The 22,847-nt window shown below is 39.1% G+C and carries 37 protein-coding genes; 36 read left to right on the forward strand and 1 reads right to left on the reverse strand.

The window, feature by feature from the left end; translation table 11 throughout:
* Positions 1-92 precede the first annotated feature (92 nt).
* The 33 genes from rpsJ (at position 93) to hemB (ending at position 17,977) form a co-directional block, all read left to right on the forward strand.
* Positions 93-401: a 30S ribosomal protein S10 gene (rpsJ, locus tag ABF87_RS06670; protein WP_013966801.1), complete on the forward strand. Its 309-nt coding sequence runs from the start codon at positions 93-95 to the stop codon at positions 399-401.
* Positions 402-448: 47 nt separating this feature from the next.
* Entirely contained in the window at positions 449-1,096 is a 648-nt protein-coding gene (rplC, locus tag ABF87_RS06675) for a 50S ribosomal protein L3 (protein WP_160828365.1), read from the forward strand.
* Positions 1,097-1,134: 38 nt separating this feature from the next.
* Positions 1,135-1,752, forward strand: coding sequence for a 50S ribosomal protein L4 (rplD, locus tag ABF87_RS06680; RefSeq protein WP_160828366.1), 618 nt, complete (start codon positions 1,135-1,137; stop codon positions 1,750-1,752).
* Positions 1,749-2,084, forward strand: coding sequence for a 50S ribosomal protein L23 (gene rplW / locus ABF87_RS06685; protein ID WP_160828367.1), 336 nt, complete (start codon positions 1,749-1,751; stop codon positions 2,082-2,084). Before rplD ends, rplW begins: the two co-directional genes overlap by 4 nt.
* A 1-nt stretch (position 2,085) precedes the next feature.
* On the forward strand, positions 2,086-2,919 hold the full coding sequence (rplB, locus tag ABF87_RS06690) for a 50S ribosomal protein L2 (protein ID WP_160828368.1): 834 nt from the start codon (positions 2,086-2,088) through the stop codon (positions 2,917-2,919).
* A gap of 5 nt (positions 2,920-2,924) precedes the next feature.
* The gene (rpsS, locus tag ABF87_RS06695; protein WP_160828369.1) at positions 2,925-3,206 is read left to right on the forward strand and encodes a 30S ribosomal protein S19; all 282 of its coding nucleotides are present in this window, start codon (positions 2,925-2,927) and stop codon (positions 3,204-3,206) included.
* A 9-nt stretch (positions 3,207-3,215) separates the two neighbouring features.
* The gene (gene rplV / locus ABF87_RS06700; protein WP_160828370.1) at positions 3,216-3,575 is read left to right on the forward strand and encodes a 50S ribosomal protein L22; all 360 of its coding nucleotides are present in this window, start codon (positions 3,216-3,218) and stop codon (positions 3,573-3,575) included.
* Position 3,576: 1 nt separating this feature from the next.
* The gene (gene rpsC, locus ABF87_RS06705) at positions 3,577-4,419 is read left to right on the forward strand and encodes a 30S ribosomal protein S3 (RefSeq protein ID WP_160828371.1); all 843 of its coding nucleotides are present in this window, start codon (positions 3,577-3,579) and stop codon (positions 4,417-4,419) included.
* On the forward strand, positions 4,403-4,819 hold the full coding sequence (rplP, locus tag ABF87_RS06710; protein ID WP_160828372.1) for a 50S ribosomal protein L16: 417 nt from the start codon (positions 4,403-4,405) through the stop codon (positions 4,817-4,819). The genes rpsC and rplP overlap by 17 nt, the downstream gene beginning before the upstream one ends.
* Before the next feature lie 2 nt (positions 4,820-4,821).
* Complete coding sequence (rpmC, locus tag ABF87_RS06715) at positions 4,822-5,022, forward strand: 50S ribosomal protein L29 (RefSeq protein ID WP_160828373.1); 201 nt, start codon at positions 4,822-4,824, stop codon at positions 5,020-5,022.
* Positions 5,009-5,278, forward strand: a complete 270-nt coding sequence (rpsQ, locus tag ABF87_RS06720; RefSeq protein WP_160828444.1) for a 30S ribosomal protein S17 — start codon at positions 5,009-5,011, stop codon at positions 5,276-5,278. The genes rpmC and rpsQ overlap by 14 nt, the downstream gene beginning before the upstream one ends.
* A gap of 132 nt (positions 5,279-5,410) precedes the next feature.
* Positions 5,411-5,779 carry a 50S ribosomal protein L14 gene (gene rplN, locus ABF87_RS06725; protein ID WP_160828374.1) on the forward strand — a complete coding sequence of 123 codons (369 nt, stop codon included), beginning with the start codon at positions 5,411-5,413 and terminating at the stop codon, positions 5,777-5,779.
* Positions 5,780-5,797: 18 nt separating this feature from the next.
* Positions 5,798-6,115, forward strand: a complete 318-nt coding sequence (gene rplX, locus ABF87_RS06730; RefSeq protein WP_160828375.1) for a 50S ribosomal protein L24 — start codon at positions 5,798-5,800, stop codon at positions 6,113-6,115.
* 15 nt (positions 6,116-6,130) lie between these two features.
* Entirely contained in the window at positions 6,131-6,670 is a 540-nt protein-coding gene (rplE, locus tag ABF87_RS06735; protein WP_160828376.1) for a 50S ribosomal protein L5, read from the forward strand.
* A 7-nt stretch (positions 6,671-6,677) separates the two neighbouring features.
* Positions 6,678-6,983, forward strand: a complete 306-nt coding sequence (gene rpsN / locus ABF87_RS06740; RefSeq protein WP_160828377.1) for a 30S ribosomal protein S14 — start codon at positions 6,678-6,680, stop codon at positions 6,981-6,983.
* A gap of 50 nt (positions 6,984-7,033) precedes the next feature.
* The gene (gene rpsH, locus ABF87_RS06745) at positions 7,034-7,429 is read left to right on the forward strand and encodes a 30S ribosomal protein S8 (RefSeq protein WP_160828378.1); all 396 of its coding nucleotides are present in this window, start codon (positions 7,034-7,036) and stop codon (positions 7,427-7,429) included.
* 11 nt (positions 7,430-7,440) lie between these two features.
* Entirely contained in the window at positions 7,441-7,977 is a 537-nt protein-coding gene (gene rplF / locus ABF87_RS06750) for a 50S ribosomal protein L6 (protein WP_160828379.1), read from the forward strand.
* 8 nt (positions 7,978-7,985) lie between these two features.
* Positions 7,986-8,342: a 50S ribosomal protein L18 gene (rplR, locus tag ABF87_RS06755; RefSeq protein WP_160828380.1), complete on the forward strand. Its 357-nt coding sequence runs from the start codon at positions 7,986-7,988 to the stop codon at positions 8,340-8,342.
* A gap of 14 nt (positions 8,343-8,356) precedes the next feature.
* Positions 8,357-8,893 carry a 30S ribosomal protein S5 gene (gene rpsE / locus ABF87_RS06760; protein ID WP_160828381.1) on the forward strand — a complete coding sequence of 179 codons (537 nt, stop codon included), beginning with the start codon at positions 8,357-8,359 and terminating at the stop codon, positions 8,891-8,893.
* A complete protein-coding gene (gene rpmD / locus ABF87_RS06765; protein ID WP_160828382.1) occupies positions 8,893-9,081 on the forward strand; it encodes a 50S ribosomal protein L30 in 189 nt (62 codons plus the stop codon). Before rpsE ends, rpmD begins: the two co-directional genes overlap by 1 nt.
* Positions 9,082-9,083: 2 nt before the next feature.
* Positions 9,084-9,515, forward strand: a complete 432-nt coding sequence (gene rplO, locus ABF87_RS06770; protein ID WP_160828383.1) for a 50S ribosomal protein L15 — start codon at positions 9,084-9,086, stop codon at positions 9,513-9,515.
* A gap of 27 nt (positions 9,516-9,542) precedes the next feature.
* A complete protein-coding gene (gene secY / locus ABF87_RS06775) occupies positions 9,543-10,859 on the forward strand; it encodes a preprotein translocase subunit SecY (RefSeq protein ID WP_160828384.1) in 1,317 nt (438 codons plus the stop codon).
* A gap of 12 nt (positions 10,860-10,871) precedes the next feature.
* Positions 10,872-11,090, forward strand: coding sequence for a translation initiation factor IF-1 (gene infA, locus ABF87_RS06780; RefSeq protein WP_160828385.1), 219 nt, complete (start codon positions 10,872-10,874; stop codon positions 11,088-11,090).
* Positions 11,091-11,111: 21 nt separating this feature from the next.
* Positions 11,112-11,225, forward strand: a complete 114-nt coding sequence (gene rpmJ / locus ABF87_RS06785) for a 50S ribosomal protein L36 (protein ID WP_160828386.1) — start codon at positions 11,112-11,114, stop codon at positions 11,223-11,225.
* Between the two features lie 40 nt (positions 11,226-11,265).
* Entirely contained in the window at positions 11,266-11,625 is a 360-nt protein-coding gene (gene rpsM / locus ABF87_RS06790) for a 30S ribosomal protein S13 (protein WP_160828387.1), read from the forward strand.
* Positions 11,626-11,667: 42 nt separating this feature from the next.
* Positions 11,668-12,057, forward strand: coding sequence for a 30S ribosomal protein S11 (gene rpsK / locus ABF87_RS06795; protein ID WP_160828388.1), 390 nt, complete (start codon positions 11,668-11,670; stop codon positions 12,055-12,057).
* A 10-nt stretch (positions 12,058-12,067) separates the two neighbouring features.
* The gene (rpsD, locus tag ABF87_RS06800) at positions 12,068-12,694 is read left to right on the forward strand and encodes a 30S ribosomal protein S4 (RefSeq protein WP_160828445.1); all 627 of its coding nucleotides are present in this window, start codon (positions 12,068-12,070) and stop codon (positions 12,692-12,694) included.
* Positions 12,695-12,734: 40 nt separating this feature from the next.
* Positions 12,735-13,739, forward strand: a complete 1,005-nt coding sequence (rpoA, locus tag ABF87_RS06805; RefSeq protein ID WP_160828389.1) for a DNA-directed RNA polymerase subunit alpha — start codon at positions 12,735-12,737, stop codon at positions 13,737-13,739.
* On the forward strand, positions 13,726-14,133 hold the full coding sequence (gene rplQ, locus ABF87_RS06810; protein WP_160828390.1) for a 50S ribosomal protein L17: 408 nt from the start codon (positions 13,726-13,728) through the stop codon (positions 14,131-14,133). Before rpoA ends, rplQ begins: the two co-directional genes overlap by 14 nt.
* Positions 14,134-14,544: 411 nt before the next feature.
* Complete coding sequence (locus ABF87_RS06815; protein ID WP_160828391.1) at positions 14,545-15,393, forward strand: biotin--[acetyl-CoA-carboxylase] ligase; 849 nt, start codon at positions 14,545-14,547, stop codon at positions 15,391-15,393.
* Positions 15,365-16,120, forward strand: coding sequence for a type III pantothenate kinase (locus tag ABF87_RS06820; protein WP_160828392.1), 756 nt, complete (start codon positions 15,365-15,367; stop codon positions 16,118-16,120). The genes ABF87_RS06815 and ABF87_RS06820 overlap by 29 nt, the downstream gene beginning before the upstream one ends.
* 12 nt (positions 16,121-16,132) lie before the next feature.
* Positions 16,133-16,729 carry a ribosome biogenesis GTP-binding protein YihA/YsxC gene (gene yihA / locus ABF87_RS06825; protein ID WP_160828393.1) on the forward strand — a complete coding sequence of 199 codons (597 nt, stop codon included), beginning with the start codon at positions 16,133-16,135 and terminating at the stop codon, positions 16,727-16,729.
* Between the two features lie 240 nt (positions 16,730-16,969).
* Positions 16,970-17,977, forward strand: a complete 1,008-nt coding sequence (gene hemB, locus ABF87_RS06830; RefSeq protein WP_240143570.1) for a porphobilinogen synthase — start codon at positions 16,970-16,972, stop codon at positions 17,975-17,977.
* Between the two features lie 2 nt (positions 17,978-17,979).
* Here the strand turns inward: hemB and ABF87_RS06835 are convergent, their stop codons facing one another.
* The gene (locus tag ABF87_RS06835; RefSeq protein ID WP_160828394.1) at positions 17,980-20,307 is read right to left on the reverse strand and encodes a penicillin-binding protein 1A; all 2,328 of its coding nucleotides are present in this window, start codon (positions 20,305-20,307) and stop codon (positions 17,980-17,982) included.
* Between the two features lie 217 nt (positions 20,308-20,524).
* Between ABF87_RS06835 and ABF87_RS06840 the strand changes: the two genes are divergently transcribed.
* Genes ABF87_RS06840 through ABF87_RS06850 form a run of 3 tightly spaced genes read left to right on the forward strand, consistent with a single transcriptional unit; the run spans position 20,525 to position 22,846 of the window.
* Positions 20,525-21,628 (forward strand): pilus assembly protein PilM, encoded by a 1,104-nt coding sequence (locus tag ABF87_RS06840; RefSeq protein WP_160828395.1) that lies wholly within the window; start codon positions 20,525-20,527, stop codon positions 21,626-21,628.
* Positions 21,625-22,182, forward strand: a complete 558-nt coding sequence (locus ABF87_RS06845; RefSeq protein WP_160828396.1) for a PilN domain-containing protein — start codon at positions 21,625-21,627, stop codon at positions 22,180-22,182. The genes ABF87_RS06840 and ABF87_RS06845 overlap by 4 nt, the downstream gene beginning before the upstream one ends.
* A 49-nt stretch (positions 22,183-22,231) precedes the next feature.
* The gene (locus ABF87_RS06850; protein WP_160828397.1) at positions 22,232-22,846 is read left to right on the forward strand and encodes a type 4a pilus biogenesis protein PilO; all 615 of its coding nucleotides are present in this window, start codon (positions 22,232-22,234) and stop codon (positions 22,844-22,846) included.
* The last annotated feature ends 1 nt before the right edge of the window (position 22,847 follow it).

The raw sequence follows: 22,847 nt of genomic DNA on the forward strand, positions 1-22,847 counted from the left end.
GTCGCAAAAATTATTGAGTAATCAATGAATTGATAAAGAAAAAAATCAAGTAAAAATGAATCAATTCTTTGAATATTAAACTGAGTGAATATATGCAAAATCAAAAAATTAGAATTCGTCTTAAAGCATTCGATTATCGTTTGATCGATAAATCGGCACTTGAAATTGTTGAAACTGCAAAGAGAACCGGAGCGGTAGTTAAGGGGCCGGTACCATTGCCAACACGAATTGAACGATTTGATGTGCTACGTTCACCTCATGTGAATAAAACCTCGCGAGATCAATTTGAAATTCGAACCCATTTGAGATTAATGGATATTATTGATCCCACTGATAAAACAGTCGATGCATTAATGAAATTGGATCTACCAGCCGGTGTGGATGTAGAGATTAAATTATAAGTTACAAGTATGCATAGCAACTTAAATAAACTTCCGGAAAAGAAAATATGAGTTTAGGATTAATAGGTCGGAAAATCGGTATGACGCGTATATTTACGGAGAATGGCAATAGCCTTCCCGTGACTGTCATTGACGTATCAAATAATCGCGTAACTCAACTCAAAAGTATTGAAACTGATGGATATACAGCTGTTCAATTGGCCTATGGTAAGAAAAAAACAAACCGCCTTACTAAATCCATTATCGGTCACTATACAAAAGCAAGTGCAGAAGCAGGCAGTGTTTTAAAGGAATTTAGAGTTAATCCAGATGAAGGATTTAAGTCACTGTCCGTTGGAATGATCATTAAAGCTGATATTTTTCATGTGGGTCAGAAGGTTGACATCTCTGGAATCACAATAGGAAAAGGTTATGCCGGTACAATAAAACGGCATAATTTTGCTTCTAACAGAGGAAGTCATGGAAATTCAAAAGCACATAACAAACCAGGATCAATTGGTATGGCTCAGGATCCCGGCCGTGTGTTTCCTGGGAAACGTATGTCGGGTCATATGGGTAATGTAAAAAGGACCACACAGAATCTCGAGGTTTTGAGAGTCGACAATGAAAGAAATTTTTTGATGATCAAGGGCTCGGTGCCAGGTTCAAAAGGTGGCAATATTACGGTATGTTCGAGTATTAAGTCAGGCATCTAATTTATAAGCAGGATAAAATAGCAGGAAGGTGGGCAGTAATGGAACTAAAGCTTGTCGGAAATGAAAATCAAACAGACCATGTCTCTGTATCTGATGCACTATTTAATAGAGACTACAATGAAGCACTTGTGCATCAGGTTGTTACTTCCTATTTATCAAATGCCCGCCGTGCCACAAGAGCGCAAAAAGGTCGATCAGATATAGCAAAATCTACCCGCAAGCCTTGGAGACAGAAAGGAACGGGAAGGGCTCGTGCAGGTATGGCATCAAGTCCATTATGGCGGGGTGGGGGTAAAATATTTCCTAATAGCCCCAATGAAAATTACAAGAAAAAACTAAATAAAAAAATGTATCGTGCTGGAATGAGTGTCATCCTATCGCAACTCATACGTGACGGACGCTTGCTAGTGCTTGATACATTTGCAGTCGATTCCTGTAAAACCAAAGCATTAGCAGAGAAATTAAAAGGTATTGGACTCAGTAATGTTCTCGTCGTGCTTGATGAGATGAATGAAAATTTATATCTGGCATCTCGTAATATTCCCCATGTATCTGTTGTAGAAGTAAAGAATGTTGATCCTGTCAGTTTATTGAGATTTGACAATACATTGATCACTACAAACAGTCTTAGGAAATTCGAGGAGATTCTCTCGTGAAAAATATAAAAATTGAACAAGAGCGCTTACTTAAAGTGATATTAGCGCCTTATATTTCAGAGAAAGCAACTTTTATCGGCGAAAAAAATAATCAAACAGTATTTCGTGTAGCTACTGATGCAACTAAAACAGAAATTAAGGCGGCAATAGAATTGTTGTGGCAAGAGCAAAAAATAGAAGTAACGAATGTTCGAACAATTAATGTTAGAGGCAAACAGAAGAGATTCGGGCGTTATGTTGGACGAAGAAGTGATTGGAAGAAGGCTATAGTAGATATTAAAGCAGGGCAAGAATTGAGCTATACCAATTTCTCAAGTGCAGAGGTTAAGTGATATGTCATTAATAAAATTAAGACCGACATCACCAGGACGCAGATCAGTAGTTAGACTTGTCAATAAAGAGCTATACAGCGGATCACCGTATAAAGGGCTAATTGAAAAGCAAGCAAATACCGCGGGTCGTAATAATTCGGGAAGAATTACTACACGACATCGAGGAGGCGGACATAAACAGCATTATCGATTGATTGACTTTAAACGAAATAAATATGATATTCCTGCAGTCGTAGAACGAATTGAATACGATCCTAATAGATCAGCTAATATCGCCTTAGTTTGTTATTTAGATGGCGAGAGAAGATACATTATTGCGCCTAAGGGTCTGAAAGCAGGAGATAAAATTTTAAGTGGAAAAAGTGCGCAAATTAAACCCGGTGATGCTTTACCTTTGCGAAATATTCCAATCGGCACAGTATTGCACTGTCTAGAATTATTGCCTGGAAAAGGAGCTCAACTGGCTAGATCTGCTGGTGCATCAGTTCAATTGCAGGCTCGAGAAGGAAATTATGCGCAGATTAAACTTCGTTCGGGAGAGATAAGAAAAATTCATATTGATTGTTATGCAACCATAGGTGAAGTAGGAAATGCAGAGCATAATTTGAGATCTATCGGTAAAGCAGGCGCAGTTAGGTGGCGAGGGATTAGACCAACAGTACGCGGTGTAGCCATGAATCCGATTGATCATCCGCATGGGGGGGGTGAGGGAAGAACATCGGCAGGAAGACATCCTGTGAGCCCGTGGGGAACGCCTTCAAAAGGATACAGAACTAGAAACAATAAAAGAACTGAAGCTATGATTATTCGACATAGATATTCTAAAAAAGGATAAGCTTAATGGCACGCTCAATTAAAAAAGGCCCTTTTGTCGATGCACATTTGATGGAAAAAATAGAAAAAGCAAAAGAAACAAATGATAAGCGACCAATTAAGACATGGTCGAGAAGATCTACGATTCTTCCTGATTTTATTGGAATGACTGTCTCTGTGCATAATGGGAAACAGCATATACCTATTTTCGTTACAGAAAATATGGTTGGGCATAAATTTGGTGAATTTTCTTTAACACGGACTTTTAAAGGTCATGCCGGCGATAAGAAAGCTGTTACAAAACGATAGGATTTATTGATGGAGACTACCGCAATATTAAGAGGAGTTCGATTGTCAGCTCAAAAAGGTCGCTTAGTGGCTGATCAAATCAGAGGACTACCCGTAGAAAAAGCATTAAACATTCTGACATTTAGCCCTAAGAAAGCGGCAACTATTATGCGGAAATTGTTGGAATCAGCTATTGCGAATGCAGAACACAATGATGGTGCCGATATTGATGAACTTAAAGTTTCTACCATTTATGTGGACAGAGGTACTTCATTGAAGCGTACAAGCCCTCGTGCGAAAGGTCGGGGAAATAGAATTTCAAAACCTACATGTCATATATCATTGACTGTCGCTGATAAAATCAGCATTACCCAAAAAGGTATTAATTGATATGGGTCAGAAAATTAATCCAACAGGATTTCGTCTTTCAGTACAGAGAAACTGGCTGTCAAAGTGGTATGCAAATAATAATTTTGCTACGATGCTTAATGAAGATATCAAAGTAAGAGAATTTCTCGATCGAAAGCTTAAAAATGCTTCTGTTGGTAAAATTTTAATCGAAAGACCATCAAAAAATGCAAGGATTACTATTTTTAGTTCTCGTCCGGGGATAGTGATTGGAAAGAAGGGTGAAGATATTGAAATATTGCGCTTCGAATTGCAAAAAAGAATGGGTGTACCGGTTCATGTCAATATCGAGGAAATTCGTAAACCGGAGCTAGATGCTCAGCTAATTGCAGATAATATTGCTCAGCAACTCGAAAAAAGGATCATGTTTCGAAGAGCTATGAAACGAGCAATGCAGAATGCAATGCGCTTAGGAGCACAAGGCATTAAGATTATGAGTTCTGGGCGATTAAATGGGATAGAAATTGCGAGAACAGAATGGTATCGCGAAGGAAGAGTTCCTTTACATACCCTAAGAGCTGATCTGGATTATGGAACTTCCGAAGCCAAAACAACTTATGGAATTATCGGAATAAAAGTATGGATTTTCAAAGGAGAATTGTTGGGTAAGAATGAAGAAACCAACTCAACTTCTTTGAACGCATTTGCTGGTGATAGCGAAAAAAAGAAAAGTATAAGAAAAAGCTCAGGATCATATGCTAAACCTGCAAGTTTTATTTCTGAAAATTCAAGCAATGAACAGGCTATAGAAACTGAACATGCGAAAAAAGATAGCACTGTAGAAACTAATATCGATTCTGAGGATAAAAATGCTTCAGCCAGCTAGAACTAAATATCGTAAACAGCAAAAAGGCCGAAATACTGGAATTGCAACTCGAGGCGCGAAGGTGAGCTTCGGTGAGTATGGTCTGAAAGCTACTGGTAGAGGTCGTTTAACTGCACGGCAAATCGAGGCTGCTCGTCGCGCAATGACAAGACATATTAAAAGAGGTGGGCGTATATGGATACGTATTTTTCCTGATAAGCCCATTTCTCATAAACCTGCAGAAGTTCGAATGGGTAAAGGTAAAGGTAGTCCTGAATATTTTGTGGCTGAGATACAGCCTGGGAAAATATTATATGAAATGGATGGCGTGAATGAAGAATTGGCTCGAGAAGCATTTCGCCTAGCTGCAGCCAAGTTACCCATTAAAACGATATTTGCAATTCGACAGATTGGTGGATAGAAATGAAAACCGCAGAACTAAGAAATAAACAATTGCATGAGTTGAATAGTGAGCTTATAAGTCTACTAAAAACGCAATTTATCTTAAAAATGCAATTAGCAACTCAACAATTATCCAATACCAATCAATTGAGATTGATTAGAAAAGATATTGCTAGAGTGAAAACGATAATAACTCAAAAATATAATGATCATGATCGCTAAAAAGAATAACAGAACGCTAAGTGGAACAGTTACTAGCAATAAAACAGACAAAACTGTTACCGTACTGGTAGAACGAAGGATTAAACACCCTTTATATGGTAAGTTCATAACTTCGTCGAAAAAGTATCATGCCCATGATGAGGATAATCAATTTGTTGTAGGAGATATGGTGATGATTGAAGAGTCAAGACCAATCTCTAAAACTAAAAGCTGGAAGATTGTGAAATTATTAAAAAGAGAAACAGAGTTAAATTAAAACTCTATGTTTCATTCTTGATAGAAAAAAACAAAAAAGTACAATGCAAAGCTTTGCAGCAGTCATGCTAACGACTCTAAATAACAAATATTAATTGTTATTAATCATGAATCAACTTGGATAAATTAAAATATGATTCAAATGCAATCTATCTTACGAGTGGCGGATAATACAGGTGCACGTTCAATTATGTGTATTAAAGTATTAGGTGGTTCTAAAAGACAATACGCTCATATAGGTGATATTGTTAAAGTCAGTATTAAAGATGCTGCTCCACGAGGTCGAGTAAAAAAAGGTGAAGTGTACAATGCTGTGGTAGTAAGAACGGCAAAAGGTGTAAGAAGAATCGATGGTTCTTTAATAAAATTTGATGAGAATGCTGCGGTTTTGCTAAATAATAAATTAGAACCTATTGGAACTCGTATATTTGGGCCAGTTACAAGAGAATTACGTAATGCGCGTTTTATGAAAATAGTATCATTGGCTCCAGAAGTTTTATAATCTACTTTTGAGAACAACATGCGTAAGTTAAAAAAAGGCGATGATGTAATTGTCATAACTGGAAAAGATAAAGGTAAAATTGGTACCGTAACTAATATCAAAGATTATAATTATCTTATAATTCAAGGAATTAACTCTGTAAAGAAACATCAAAAGCCTAATCCAACGGTTGGCAACGCAGGCGGTATCATAGACAAAGAAATGTCAATTCACATCTCTAATGTGGCTATATATAATTTTTCTTCTAAGAAAGCTGATAGAGTCGGTTTTAAATTGGATACTAATAACAATAAAGTTCGTATCTTTAAATCCACAAATGATGTAATTGAACCATAATCATCAGGAAATATAATGTCACGTTTGCAAGAATATTATCGTAGTAAAATTGTGAATCAATTGATGGAACAGTTTAAGTATCAGTCTGTTATGGAAGTTCCAAGAATAACGAAAATTACACTCAATATTGGTCTCGGAGAAGCTACTATCGATAAAAAAATAATTGAACATGCTTTATCCGATATGAGGAAAATCTGTGGACAACAACCTGTAATTACAAAAGCCAAAAAATCAATTGCTTCGTTCAAAGTTCGAGAGTCTTATCCTATCGGTTGTATGGTCACACTTAGAAAAGTGCGAATGTATGAATTTTTGGATAGATTGATAACAATTGCTATACCTAGAATACGTGATTTTAGAGGAATTTCTGGTAAATCTTTCGATGGCAAAGGTAATTACAATATGGGTATTAAAGAGCAAATTATTTTTCCAGAGATTGAATACGATAAAATCGATGCTTTAAGAGGAATGAATATATCCATTACAACTACGGCAAAAAATGATGAAGAAGCAAAAGCTCTATTAAAAGCTTTTAGTTTTCCATTTAAGAATTGAGGTTGAAATGGCTAAGATTTCCATAATTAACAGAAATATTAAAAGACAAAAGCTGATAAATAAGTATTCTGAGAAACGAGCAAATTTACTTAAAACAATCAAAAATATGACTCTCAGTGATGATGAAAGAAATGCTGCTTCTATTAGATTACAGAAATTACCTAGAGATTCAAGTCCAGTAAGATTAAGAAATCGATGTTTTCTGACTGGTAGACCGCGAGGTATCTACTCTAAATTTGGTTTGGGAAGAAATAAATTAAGAGATATTGCCATGAGTGGCAAGATTCCAGGAGTGATTAAAGCAAGTTGGTAATCAATATTTTTTGACAATGGCAACGCTAATATTAATTGATAGGTATTGTTATGAGCATGAGTGATCCAATTGCAGATATGTTAACTCGAATACGCAATGCACAATTGGCCAAAAAAGGATCTGTTGACATTCCGGATTCTCGTATCAAACAAGCAATAGCAAGTGTATTAAAAGATGAAGGGTATATCGAGGATTTTATTATAAAAAATCAAAATAATAAGAATACTCTTGAGATCATACTAAAATATTATTCAGGAAATCCTGTCATTGAAAATATAAAACGCATCAGTAAACCAGGTCTTAGAATATACAAATCCAGTCAAACTCTACCAAATGTTATGAATGGCTTGGGTATTTCGATTGTAACTACTTCTAGAGGCGTAATGACTGGAAAGAATGCTCGCCTATTGGGTATAGGTGGTGAATTGTTGTGTATAGTAGTTTAAAGGATTTTTATATGTCCCGTGTAAGCAATAACCCTATAGCTATTCCTAACAATGTCGAAGTAAGCTTATCTTCGATTGAAATTTCTATCAAGGGACCTCTTGGTATTTTAAAACATGTGCTTAGGCCAGATATTACAATTGAAAAGCATGAAGATAATACCTTAAAAGTTAATCTAAGCAAATTTAGCCAACAAGGTAACGCTATGGCCGGGACTACGCGAGCGTTGATAGCTAATATGATACATGGTGTTTCCGTTGGTTTTGAAAAAAAACTAATTTTAGTGGGTGTGGGGTATCGTGCTCAAGTTAATTCTAATAAGTTAAATCTAGCATTAGGTTTTTCCCATCCGGTTGATCATTTAATTCCAGAAGGAATTGCTATCGAAACTCCAACTCAAACTGAAATAATGATTAAAGGTATTGATAAACAAAAGGTTGGACAGATAGCAGCTGAAATTCGAGCCTATAGAAAACCTGAGCCTTATAAAGGTAAAGGTATACGTTACGCTAACGAAGTTATTCTTCTCAAAGAAACCAAGAAAAAATAGTTATTAAAATGACGAACTTAAAAACCAAGAGATTAAGACGCTCCAAAAAAACTCGTAAATTGATCGATAAACTGGGTGCAATAAGATTATCCGTTCATCGAACTAATTTACACATTTATGCTCAGCTTATTGATGGAAAAAATAATAAAGTTTTAACGAGCGCATCTACTCTTGAGCCGGAAGTTCGACAAAATTTAAAAACAGGAAGTAATATTTCTGCAGCTACTATTATTGGTAAAAGAATTGCCGAAAAAGGAAAAGAACACGGAATTACCACAATAGCTTTTGACAGAGCCGGTTATAAATATCATGGTCGAGTAAAAGCTTTGGCCGATGCTGCACGTGAAAATGGACTTAAATTCTAACTGAAGGTTTAATCATGGCCAAGGTAAATAAAGTAAATGAAAGATTAGTTAATAGCGAGGAAAGCGGTGATGATCTTCGTGAAAAAATGATTGCTATTAATCGTGTAACTAAAGTAGTCAAAGGTGGGCGTATACTTGGTTTCGCAGCTTTGACAGTTGTTGGTGACGGTGATGGCAGGGTCGGAATGGGAAAAGGAAAATCTCGAGAAGTACCTGTAGCAGTCCAAAAAGCGATGGATGAAGCTCGGAAAAAAATGATAAAAGTTAAACTTAAAAATGGCACTATTTATCATCCTGTTATTGGTATACATGGAGCTGCAAAAGTATATATGCAACCAGCGCCAGATGGTACCGGAATTATAGCTGGTGGACCAATGCGAGCTATTTTTGAAGTAATGGGAATGACCAACATTCTTGCAAAGTGTATAGGTTCTACTAATCCGTATAATGTCGTAAGAGCTACGTTAAATGCTTTAGATAATATGAATACTCCCGCTTATATCGCAGCTAAACGCGGTAAAGCTGTCAAGGAAATACTGGGGCACGAATAATGAGTACTGGCAAAAATAATCTTATCAAAATTACCCTCGTGAAAAGTACCATTGGTACAAAAAAAGATCATCGCGCGACAATCCGCGGACTTGGTCTGAAACGATTAAATAGCACGTCTTCTCTTATTGATACCCCATCAATTCGTGGAATGATCCGTAAAGTTAATTATCTCTTGAAGTGCGAATAAATATGTATTTAAATTCGATAAAGCCAGGACTCGGCGCAAAAAAAAATAAGCTCAGAGTCGGAAGAGGTATCGGTTCTGGATTGGGAAAAACATGTGGTCGCGGCCATAAAGGACAAAAATCAAGAGCAGGCGGCTTTCATAAAACTGGATTTGAAGGTGGTCAAATGCCTATTCAACGTCGACTGCCTAAAAGAGGTTTTACCAATATTAATAAAATGAATTACGCTCATTTAAGAACTTCTGACATAAATAAACTGAATGAAACAACTATTACTATTGCAATTCTTAAACAGCATAATTTGATATCACGAAATGTAAGCAAAGTAAAAATTTATAAATCTGGTGTTTGTGATAAAAAAATTAAAATACAGAATCTGCTATTAAGCAAAGGTGCAAAAGAATTAATTCAAATGGCTGGCGGTGAAATATCTTAATTTCCGAGATGGTCATAAGGTTTAAAAATGCTGAATAAATCAACAGATAAATTTGCGGAATTAAAAAGAAGGTTGTGGTTTCTTCTGCTCGCGCTCATAGTTTATAGAATCGGTGCGCACGTCCCAGTACCTGGAATTGATCCGATAGTGCTGAAAGATTTATTTGAATCTCAAGAAAGTGGTGTTCTCGGAATGTTTAATATGTTTTCTGGAGGAGCGCTTTCACGATTTTCTATATTTGCGCTTGGCATTATGCCATACATCTCCGCTTCTATTATCATGCAGCTAGGGACTGTTGCTGTTCCTTATTTAGAAGCACTCAAAAAAGAAGGTGAAAGTGGACGAAGGAAAATTACACAATATACCCGCTATGGGACACTAGCTCTTGCACTTGTGCAAAGTTATGGCATTTCTATGGCGCTGCAATCTCAAGCAGGATTGGTAATTAATCCGGGTTCAATGTTTATACTCACCACTGTTGTAACACTAGTCACTGGGACTATTTTTTTAATGTGGCTGGGAGAGCAGATTACTGAGCGCGGTATTGGTAATGGAATTTCTTTAATTATTTTTGCAGGCATTGCTGCCGGTCTACCAAGTGCCATTGGCGGTACATTAGATTTGGTGAGTACCGGGTCTATGCACTTTTTAGTTGCACTTGGTATTTTTCTAGCTGCAGCAGTAATAACAGGAATAGTGGTTTTTGTCGAAAAGGGTCAACGTCGGATTCTTGTCAATTATGCAAAACGGCAAGTTGGTCGTAAAATATATGGTGGTCAAAGTTCTCATTTGCCGCTGAAACTTAATATGGCAGGGGTGATACCACCAATCTTCGCTTCTAGTATAATACTTTTTCCCGCAACATTAGCTGGATGGTTTGCTAGCAGCGACTCATTACTATGGTTGAAGGACTTGAGTGCTGCTTTATCTCCTGGACAGCCAGTTTATGTCATATTGTATGCGATAATGATTATCTTCTTTTGTTTTTTTTATACTGCCCTTGTATTTAATCCTAAAGAAACATCTGACAATCTTAAGAAGAGTGGTGCATTTATTCCTGGTATCAGACCTGGAGATCAAACGACGCGATATATTGAAAAAATAATGCTTCGTCTCACATTGACTGGTTCTATTTATGTCACACTTGTTTGTCTATTACCTGAATTCTTGATTCTTAAATGGAATGTTCCATTTTATTTTGGCGGTACATCACTTCTTATTATTGTCATTGTTACAATGGATTTTATGTCTCAAATTCAGTCACATGTAATGTCATCACAATATGATAGTCTTTTAAGAAAAGCTCAATTTAAGAATAATACCGGAAGATTACCTACGAGATAATATTATTACTAAATGGCAAAAGAAGAAACGATACAGATGCAAGGAGAAATTCTCGAAACTCTCCCGAATGCTACTTTTAAAGTTAAATTGGAGAACGGGCATATTGTACTAGGGCATATTTCTGGGAAAATGCGTATGCATTACATAAGAATACTGCCCGGTGACAAAGTTACTGTAGATTTAACACCCTATGACTTAACCCGTGCGAGAATAACTTTTAGAGCTAAATAACATTATTTAAATAGGACGATTATGAAAGTTAATGCTTCAGTCAAAAAAATGTGCAGAAATTGCAAAATCATTCGTAGGAATCGAATTGTTCGAGTTATCTGTAGTGATTCTCGTCACAAGCAACGCCAGGGCTGAGTTACTATAATTTAAAAGAACATTTTTGCGAGAATTTAAAATGGCACGTATTGCTGGAGTAAATATTCCAAATAATCAACATGTCGGTGTCGCTCTTACTGCAATATATGGAATTGGTTTATCAAGTTCTAAAAATATATGCAAAACAGTTGGAATAGAAACTAATATTAAAATAAAAGATTTGTCTGATGAGCAGATTGATCTTTTACGAAATCATATTGCAAAAATTACTACTGAAGGTGATTTGCGTCGTGAGATTTCTATGAACATTAAAAGACTGATGGATCTTGGTTGTTATCGTGGTTTACGTCATCGCCGAGGCCTTCCTGTACGAGGACAACGAACGCGGACTAATGCACGAACGCGAAAAGGTCCACGGAAAGCCATTCGAGCCAGATAAATTATATAATTTGAATCTTATTGACTAAGGGAATTCTCTTCAATGGTTAAAGCTGTTTCTCGTACTAGAAAAAAAATTAAAAAGAATGTTTCTGAAGGCATCGCCCATATTCACGCATCTTTTAATAACACTATCGTTACAATTACTGATAGGCAAGGTAATGCACTCTCTTGGGCAACTTCTGGTGGAGCGGGTTTCAAGGGATCACGAAAAAGTACTCCATTTGCAGCACAAGTTGCCGCCGAAAATGCAAGCAAAAATGCGATTGATTGCGGAGTTAAAAATCTTGAAGTTAGAATTAAAGGTCCCGGTCCTGGTAGAGATTCAGCGGTAAGAGCATTAAATGCTGCTGGTTTTAAGATTACCAGTATCTCAGATGTGACACCAGTTCCTCATAATGGCTGCCGACCCCCTAAAAAACGTCGTATTTGAGGAGATAATTTTGGCTAGAAACCTTGAACCTAAATGTAAACAGTGTCGTCGAGAAGGTGAAAAACTCTTTCTGAAAGGAGAAAAATGTTTCACCGATAAATGTGCCATTGAGAGAAGAAATTATCCGCCTGGTCAACATGGTCAGAAAAAAGGTAGATTGTCTGATTATGGAGGACAATTGCGTGAGAAACAGAAAGTCAGACGGATTTATGGAATTTTAGAAAAACAATTCCGTAATGTTTATAAACTCGCTGATCAGCGTAAAGGTATCACTGGCGATACCTTATTACAAATGCTCGAAAGCCGCTTAGATAATGTTGCATTCCTGATGGGCTTCGGTTCTTCCCGTGCTGAGGCTCGACAAGTTGTTCGTCATAATGCTGTACTTGTTAATGGAAAGCGAGTAAACATACCTTCCTATCAGATTAAAGCTGGTGATGTCATCGAAATTTCTAATAAGGCCAAGAATCAATTACGTATTAAAGCGGCCGTTGATGCCGCAAATAATAGAAATTTCCCTATTTGGATCGAAATGAATGTCAAAGAGATGAAAGGCACTTTTAAAGCTAAACCGGATCGTGCAGATTTATCTACTACAATTAATGAATCTTTAGTTGTAGAACTGTACTCTAAATAGTGATAACTTTTTTGGTTTGCTTAGTGCAAAGGACCTTACTATGCAAGGTAATGAATTATTGACACCTCGTATTATTGATGTTCAGAACATTTCCCCTTTACATGCCAAAGTCGTCATGGAACCTTTTGAAAGAGGTTATGGCCACACATTGGGAAATGCTTTACGACGTATTTTATTATCTTCGATGGCTGGCTATGCTCCAACTGAGGTAAAAATTGTTGGTGTACTTCATGAATATTCAGCGCTTGATGGTGTACAGGAAGATGTCGTTGATATTTTGCTCAACATTAAGGGAATAGTCCTTAAATTACATAATAGTAGTGAAGCTATTTTATCTTTGAGAAAGGCTGGAAAAGGCGTCGTGACAGCTGGCGATATTGAAGTTGGTCATGATGTTGAAATCATGAACCCAGAACATATCATTGCTCATCTTACAGCTGGCGGTAAAATCGATATTCAATTAAAAGTTGAAAAGGGGCGTGGATATGTTCCCGCAACTGTTAGACGGAATAAGGATTCCGATAAAACCATTGGTACCATCCTCTTAGATGCTTCATTCAGTCCTATCAAGCGCGTCAGTTATACTGTCGAGAGCGCTCGTGTTGAGCAGCGGACAGATCTTGATAAGCTTGTTATGGATTTGGAAACGAATGGTATCGTTGATCCCGAGGAAGCTATTCGTTATGCAGCGCGAGTTCTTGTTCAGCAATTGTCTGTATTTGCTGATCTTGAGAGTACTCCATTAACTAAGGAGCAACCTCAAATTCCTCAAATCGATCCGATTTTGTTGAGACCTGTTGATGATTTAGAACTTACTGTAAGATCAGCTAATTGCCTCAAAGTAGAAAACATATATTATATTGGCGATTTAATACAGCGAACTGAAGCTGAATTATTGAGAACTCCTAATTTAGGCAGAAAATCCTTGAATGAAATTAAGGAAGTTCTAGCGGCAAGAGAACTTACTCTTGGTATGAAACTTGATAATTGGCCTCCCGCTAATCTTGAAAATATCTCAAAGGATTTAAATCATGCGCCACAATAACTCTCTAAGAAAACTGAATCGAACAAGTAGTCACCGTAAAGCCATGTTTCGTAACATGACCAATTCATTACTGCGGTACGAAATGATTAAAACTACATTACCAAAAGCCAAAGAGTTGAGAAGATATGTTGAACCCGTAATTACGCTCGGTAAAGATTCTACTCTTTCTAATAAAAGATTAGCATTCAATAAGCTACGCGACAGAGATATCGTTGTGAAGCTTTTTTCTGAATTGGGTCCACGTTATATGTCTCGACCTGGCGGCTATATCAGAATTCTCAAGTATGGCTTTAGGAAAGGTGATAATGCTCCGATGGCTCTGGTCCAATTAGTGGAAAGTCCAGATATTAAAGTTGTTGAGTCCAAATCTGAATCTAATAACTCAGATGCGTGAACTTATTTTAGATTTTTAGTTTTTTTCTCCTCGAATTGTGGTTCTATTATTAAGTGTAGGATTTATTTGGTGAAGACTGATTAGTGTAGTGAATGAGTTTAAGCGTTAAGAGTATGGAACGCATTAACTTACATCTATCAGAAAGATAAATGATAGATTAGTACAGTGTATAAAGAGTTTGATCGCACTATTCATTAGTCAGTTTTCTCTAAGCAATAATCTGCATTTATGAACTCTCTTGCTTTTCAAATACTTCACTTGCTAAGTGATGGTCTAAGTCATTCTGTTGTATCTATTTCAAATCGATTCAAATGCTCCTGTTATGAAGTTTTCAAGGCATTTGATGAAATAGACTCCTTGAAAATCAGGTTGATATCAACCTGGAATCACAATTATTGTTGGAAAAAACCCGTGCAATGGTTAGATTCGGAACGCATTTTAAATGAAGCAAAACTTTCCAATGATTCTTACGAAATAACTATTATTGATGTCACCAAATCAACAAATAATTATCTCCTTGATCAATATAAAGAAAAATATATTGATAATCAGAGAAACCCTAAAAATACCTCTATTGTTGCCGCAGAACTGCAGACTAGTGGCCGGGGTCGCTTTGATCGCCGATGGTATAGCGGTCTCGGAGGTAGTCTAACTTTTTCAATTGGACGCTGGTGCAAGCAGGAAGATATTTCAGCTTTTGCCGGTTTGAGCTTGGTAATTGGTTTGGCTATTCTTCGAACTCTGAATCATTATTCAATTTTTGATGTTTGTCTTAAATGGCCTAACGACATTGTATCCGATGCTCGTTATCAAAAACTCGCAGGTGTTTTGGTGGATTTTAAATCCCATGCTCACCGTTTATCATATGCTGTGATTGGTATTGGAATTAATTTCAATCTTAATAATGAAGTTAAAGCTCATATTGAATATCCTGTTACAGATCTATACTCATTATCTGGAAGAATGATAGATCGAAGTGTTTTTTGTGGAACATTACTGGCCAAATTACATCATATGCTGATCGATTTTGAAAAATATGGCTTCACATATTTCAAAGAAGAGTGGATAAGTTCTCATGCTTTTGAAGAAAAAGTCATTAACCTGATATTACCCGATTGTTCTGTCATAGAAGGAATAGCTAGAGGGATAGGTGATGATGGGTCACTGCGTTTGGTTACCGAACAAGGCACAAAATCATTCCATGTAGGAGATGTTTCCCTACGCATCAAAAATGACGGCACTCAGTATATTAACGATTGATTCAGGCAATTCATTTGTGAAATGGGGATTTTATGCTGGTGATGTATGGGTTAAGAAGGATAAAGTTCATAATAGTCAATTAGAATCCCTGAATGATGTTTTTTTGAATTTACCCGAACCCAACATGATCGTGATCTCCCATGTGTCCGATGAGGCTATTCGAGATCAACTTACTTTTCTGACTTCGTGTTGGCCTGTCAAGCCCGATTGGGTTTTGGCTCAATCATTTCAATGCGGAGTTACAAACGCATATTCAAGACCATCGCAATTGGGGAGTGATCGGTGGGCAGCCTTGATAGCCGCGCGAAAATTTCAAAAAGAGAATTGTCTTGTGGTCAACGTTGGAACAGCAATGACTGTTGATGCTCTCTCAGCTTCAGGGCACTTTTTGGGTGGCCTGATACTTCCCGGTTTTCATGCCATGATGGATGGATTGAAAGCAAAAACTCAGTTGATGAGCGTGGCCAAGGGCGATTATCAAGATTTTCCGATAAACACGGATGATGCAATTTATAGCGGTGTGATCCAAAGTTTGCTTGGCGCCATTGAACGAATGTATAGTTCGTTCTCACAGCAAAATCATCCGGTAGGAAATTGCATCCTGAGTGGAGGGGGTGCTTATCAGCTGATGCCCTTCATTAAACTTCCCATCGTCCATATCGAGAATTTGGTTTTGGAGGGATTGGTAATGATTGCTAACGACCTTGCTCAAAAAAGAATATTCTAGAATATTAATCTGATGTCTCAATTGCATAACGCCACCTTCTTTACCTCTGTAAATCATTTAAACGATTTGCCAAAGCATGCGGGAATTGAAATTGCATTTGCGGGCAGATCTAACGCTGGAAAATCAAGTGCTATTAATACACTGTCTAACAGAAATCGCCTAGCTTTTGTCAGCAAAACACCTGGACGTACTCAACAGATTAATTTTTTTAAATTGAAGGCCGAAAATTTCCTGGTTGATTTACCAGGATACGGATATGCCAATGTTCCTTATTCGATTCGGCAACATTGGCAAAATTTGTTAAGTAAATACTTACAAACTCGCCAATCTCTGAAAGGAATGGTACTCATAATGGATATTCGTCATCCTCTTCAAGTACTAGATGTTCAGATGCTTGATTGGTTTTCTCCAACTGGGAAAGCAGTTCATATATTATTGACTAAAGCTGATAAGCTGAGCAAACAACGAGCTCAGAATACTCTAAAAGAAGTTTCTCTATTTGTTAACAATACTTATCCTCAATGCAGTATCCAATTATTTTCAAGCTTGAATGCAACCGGCGTCGACGAAGCGAGTACGTTAATTAACCAGTGGTTCGAGCGCCAATGATGTATAGGGGAGAGTAAACATTTTTATGAAGAAAAAATATGTGGTTTTGATAGGCAATAAAAAACCCCCGGTTAAAGGGGAGTAAAACCGGGGGGAGCTGCCTTAATATCACTTAAGGCCCTGTCTCAGGGAGGGAAGACAGGGGACACGATCAAGATGTCCATGTATAGGAGGATATAGTGATTCAATAAGTTCCCTTGAGTTTTTTAATAATTTTATATTTATACATATCAATCAAATATGTTTATAGGTCAATTTCCTCAACGTAGAATGCGCCGTATGCGGCGAGATGATTTTTCTCGACGCTTGGTTCAAGAAAATAATTTGCGCGTTAGTGATTTGATTTATCCCGTGTTCGTATTGGAAGGGAAAAATCGTATTGAAAATGTTGCTTCCATGCCCGGTGTAATCAGGCAAAGTGCGGATTCGCTCATGCTGCAGGCTGAGAAATGTTTGCGGCTGGGTATTCCTGCCTTGGCAATATTTCCGGTTATTGAGTCTGAATTAAAAAGCCTGACCGCGAGCGAAGCCTATAATCCGGATGGATTGGTACCTAGAATAGTAAGGCAGCTAAAAGATCATTTCCCCGAGCTTGGGGTCATTACAGACATTGCATTGGATCCGTATACCAGTCATGGACAGGATGGCTTAATTGATCAGTCCGGATATGTGATGAACGATGAAACGGTAAGCGTTCTTTGCCAACAAGCACTGATTCATGCACAAGCCGGAGCTGATGTGGTTGCGCCGTCCGACATGATGGATGGACGCATAGGCGCCGTTCGCCAGAGACTGGATAGCGAACAATTCATCCATACCCGAATTTTGGCCTATTCCGCAAAGTATGCGTCAAGTTTTTACGGGCCTTTTCGTGATGCAGTCGGATCCTCAGCAAATCTGGGCGCTGGTAACAAATATACCTATCAGATGGATCCTGCAAATTCAGACGAATCATTATGGGAGGTTGGGTTGGATCTGAATGAAGGAGCCGATATGGTGATGATTAAACCGGGCATGCCTTATTTGGATATCGTGCGCCGCATCAAAGATCAGTATGGCGCCCCCACGTTCGTCTATCAAGTTAGTGGTGAATATGCGATGCTCAAAGCGGCTTCAATGAACGGCTGGTTAAATGAGAAAGCATGCGTACTGGAAGCGTTGCTTTCTTTCAAGCGGGCAGGAGCGGATGGAATACTGACCTATTTTGCGTTGCAGGTCGCTGAATGGTTAAAGGATGACACTCTGTAGGATTAGAATAATTGATCTCTCAAATCTTTTGTCATTTTAGGTGAATTATCGATTACTGGTGGCGAAGGGTCTGATATAGGTGGAAGCTGTTCACTGAAGAAATATTCAGTGACTCCTCCGGACGATTCCCTGAATCCTGTGGCCGAATTGATCCTGGCCGCGAGAACCCCATTCGGAGGCGTATACTCTGCTACCGGAATAGTTTTTAAAACCGGAGCCATATAATCCATCCAAAGAGGTAATGCGACGCGACCGCCGGTTTCATTTTTGCCGAGCGATTTTGGCTCGTCATATCCCATCCATGCCACAGTGACGAGATCTTTCTGAAAACCGCAGAACCAAGCATCGACAAAATTATTAGTGGTACCGGTTTTCCCTGCGAGATCGGTTCTCCCCAACTGCTTTGCCTTTGTTGCGGTGCCATAATTGATCACATCCTGCATCATGCTGGTCATGATGAAGGCATTGCGGGGATCGATCACGCGCTTTGCGCCATTTGAAATGGTTATCGGTGTAAACTGCTCGAGAATAGTACCTTTTTCATCTTCAATGCTTTTTATCAGATATGGAGCAATTCGATAGCCTCCATTGGCAAACACTGCGTATCCCACTGCCATTTGCATCGGTGTAACCGAACCAGAGCCCAGCGCCATCGGCAAGTAAGGCGGGTGGCGGTTAGCGTCGAACCCAAATCGCGTAATGTAATCCTGGGCATATTGAATACCGATAGCTTGCAGTATTCGAATGGAAACTAAGTTTTTTGATTTTGCCAAGGCTGTACGCATGCGCATAGGACCTTCGAATTTTCCATCAAAATTTTTGGGCTCCCATAATTGGCTACCCGTTTGAGTCGCGCTAAAGGAGAGCGGTGCATCATTGATGATGGTGGCGGGTGTAAATCCTTTTTCCAGAGCTGCTGAGTAAATAAACGGCTTGAAACTTGAACCAGGTTGCCGCCAAGCCTGAGTGACATGATTGAATTGATTTTTCTGAAAATCGAATCCGCCAATGAGGGCATGAATGGCACCATCATGAGGATCCAGCGAAACAAGTGCGGCTTCAATCTCGGGAAGTTGCACGATATGCCAAATGTTTTTCTTGTCTTTATGGATGCGGATAAGTGCGCCCGGACTGATGTATTTTCTTCCAGGTTCTTTTTTGACAGCCAGCGCTTTCTGTGCAAACTTTAAACCTTCTCCGGTAATTTCGATAATCTCACCACCCTTACGATAGGCTTGTACTGCATTGGATTTGGCAGAAAGTACGATGGCGGGATAAATATCGTCGATATCACTGATTTCATCCAGTGCATCATCCAGGGTTTTTTCCTGATTGACGCCATAGTTCGCGAGGTTGATATATGCTTCAGGACCGCGATAACCATTGCGCTTATCAAACTCCAGGACATTCTTTCGCAAGGATTGCAAAGCGGCTTCTTGATCGATCTGGCGGATGGTCGTGTGTACCTTGATTCCCTTGCTATAAGCTTCTTCCTGATAGCGGTCATAAATGACTTGACGGATCATCTCGGCGACGTAATCCGCGGGAATCGCAAAGACTTTTGACTGTTTCTTAACCGGAATCGGTTGTTTTTCCAATTCATGCATTTCTTCACTGGAAATGTGATTGAGTTTATGCAGCCTTCCTAACACATAAAGTTGCCGACTTTTAGCGCGCTTGGGATTGCTGATCGGATTATAGCTCGAGGGCGCCTTGGGTAACCCAGCTAACAGGGCAGCTTCAGCGATATTAATGTCTTGCAGTGATTTCCCGAAATAAGTGTCGGCTGCGGCAGAAAATCCATAACTGCGCTGTCCAAGATAAATTTGATTGATGTAAAGTTCCAGAATCTTATCTTTGCTGAGGTTATGCTCGATCTTGAAGGCTAACAGCGCTTCGCTGAATTTTCGGGTAAGCGTTTTTTCTCGCGTCAGGAAAAAATTTCGGGCTACTTGCATGGTAATAGTGCTGGCGCCTTGCCGTACACTACCTGCCGAGAAATTGGAATAGGCGGCACGTAATACACCCATATAATCAACCCCCCCATGTTCATAAAAACGATCATCTTCTGCCGCGAGAATTGCGTTTTTAAGGTGCTCGGGAACCTCAGAAATTTTTACTACATTGCGCCGTTCAGCACCGAATTCTCCGATCAGAAGCCCTTCGTCACTATATATCCGTAACGGTATTTTGGGCCGATAGTCGGTCAATGTATCCAAGGAAGGTAGATTTGAGTAGATGACCAGCGCAGCGAATCCAGCTAATAAAACGCCAATCAAACCTAATGCAGACAAAAAAACAAACAAATAATACAACCAGCGAGCTAACATGAATGTGGGATCAATTTATGGATACAAGCGTTAATTCAGAGTTATAGGGGTAATAACGACCGTTTTTCTACGGATGAAATTTTTTTAATTCTGTCAGAATCTAGCCTGACTGTTTAATTCACTATTTTCATGAAATAAATGGCAGATAGTTTACCTAGGTTTGGCTTTAATTGGGTAATTTAACGTACATCTTACGAGTATCGCTTCAAATAAACCAATGTTCAAGGAAAAATTTGATCTCAATCTGGATTTCTTAAAGATGAAATCGCCTCATCTCATTGGGGTAGATATTAGTTCTTCATCGGTAAAAATGGTCGAATTGTCGATGTCAAACAAAGGAGATCAAACTTATCGCATCGAACGCTATGCGATTGAACCTTTGCCCGATGATGCCATGCTGGAAGGCGGTATTGTAAATTTAGAAGTGGTCAGTGAGTGCATGCAGCGCGGATGGAAGCGCATGAGTACTCGCCAGCGGAATGTTGCGCTAGCATTGCCGGTAACCGATGTGATCACCAAGAAAATTATTGTTCCTGCCGGTCAACAAGAAGATGATCTGATTTTTCAGGTCGAGAATGAAGCCAGTCAATATATTCCTTTTCCATTAAATGAAATCGACCTGGACTTCCAGATCGTCAAGCCGGTGTCGGATAGCGTGGACGAGGTAGAAGTACTCATTGCCGCGTCGCGCAAAGAAAAGGTCGAAGATCGAGTGGCCGCTGCATTATCTGCCGGGCTTAAAGCAATCGTAATGGATGTCGAATCCTATGCAGCCCAAGCCGCATTCGAACTGACACTGAATCAGTTACCTGAAGGCGGTAAGAATCAAGTGATCGCGCTCGTGGATATTGGTTCCACTGTCATGAAAATCAATGTGTTTCATAATGGGGAACAAGTTTATACCAGGGATCAGCCTTTTGGAGGTAATCAATTAACCCAGGAAATCAGCAATCAATTTAATCTTTCCTCAGAAGAATCAGAGGCCGCCAAAAAAAATGGAAAATTGCCCGACAGCTATAAAGCGGATGTTTTGCAGCCTTTTTGTGAAACCTTGGCAATTGAAGTGATGCGGGCTATCCAATTCTTTTATACCTCTACTCAATATACTGAGGTCAACTATATTTTTATTGCGGGCGGTTGTGCCGTTATTCCCGGTTTGAATGAAATTATTGCTTCTCGCACCCAAGTCAGTACCTTCATTGTCAATCCATTTTCTAGTATGGAGCTATCGAACCGAGTCATGGCAAAGCAGCTCAATTTGGACGCGCCTGCACTATTGATCGCTTGTGGTCTCGCATTACGTAGCTTCGATCCATCATGATACGCATTAATCTACTTCCACATCGTGAATTAAAGCGCAAGGCATTACAACAGCAAATTGCCGTTTTTGCAGGCATTGTCGGATTCTTGGGTATCGCTGTGGTATGGGGTATCTATACCTTCATCGACGGAGAGATTATTTATCAGAATGGGCGCAATCAATACATCAATGATCAAATAGCTGCGCTCGATAAGGAAATTGCAGAGATACGCGAGATCAAGACGCGCACGCAGGAGCTGTTATCTCGTAAACAGATTGTCGAAACGCTACAACACAGCCGCTCTGAGGTTGTTCATTTACTCGATCAACTGGTAAGGCTGCTGCCCGATGGTGTGCATTTGCGCAGCGTCAAGCAAGTGGACCGTGATATCAATTTGGTAGGATATGCGCAATCGAACGCATGGGTTTCCACATTGATGCGTAATCTGGAATCGTCGCCTTATTTGCAATCCGCGCTCTTGATCGAAATCAAAGCAATCACGGTAAACAACGCTCGCCAGAATGAATTCAATATGCGGGTCAAACTGAAACAGGCAGCAATCGATGAATCATGAAATTCTATTTAGGTTCAACTGGATGAGCCCAATCTAAGATGATAATGCGATGAATACATGGATTGAAGAATTACGCCAACTTGATATCAATAATATTGGCAACTGGCCACATGCGTTTAAAAGAGGCGCACTGGCGATTCTCTTTGTCGGCATCCTGTTCTCAGGCTATTTCTTCATATGGAAGGATCAGATCGTGGCCTTGGAAGGTGCGCAAGCTCAGGAAGAAACCTTGAAAACAACATATCTGGCAAAAAAGAGAAGTGCCGTCAATCTTCCCGCTTTGCGAGAACAGCTGAAGGAAATTGAACACTCGCTAAGTGCGCTTCTGAGGCAATTACCCGACAAATCCGAAATGGAAGCATTACTCGTCGATATCAATCAAGCGGGCTTGGGACGGGGATTGCAGTTCGAGCTATTCAAGCCGGCTGAACATGAGACTTTAAAAGCGTTTTATGCAGAATTACCGATCACCATACGCGTGATTGGCGAGTATCATGATATCGGCGCATTCGCGAGTGATGTTGCACAATTACCACGGATTGTGACCTTGAATGACATCAATATTGCCCCTGGAAATGATGGAAAGCTAGTGCTGGAGGCGGTTGCGAAGACTTTTCGTTATTTGGACGAAGAAGAAATAACGAAGCAGGCTGGAGGAAAATGAA

The sequence above is a fragment of the Nitrosomonas sp. JL21 genome (assembly GCF_009833095.1).
Lineage (GTDB): Bacteria > Pseudomonadota > Gammaproteobacteria > Burkholderiales > Nitrosomonadaceae > Nitrosomonas.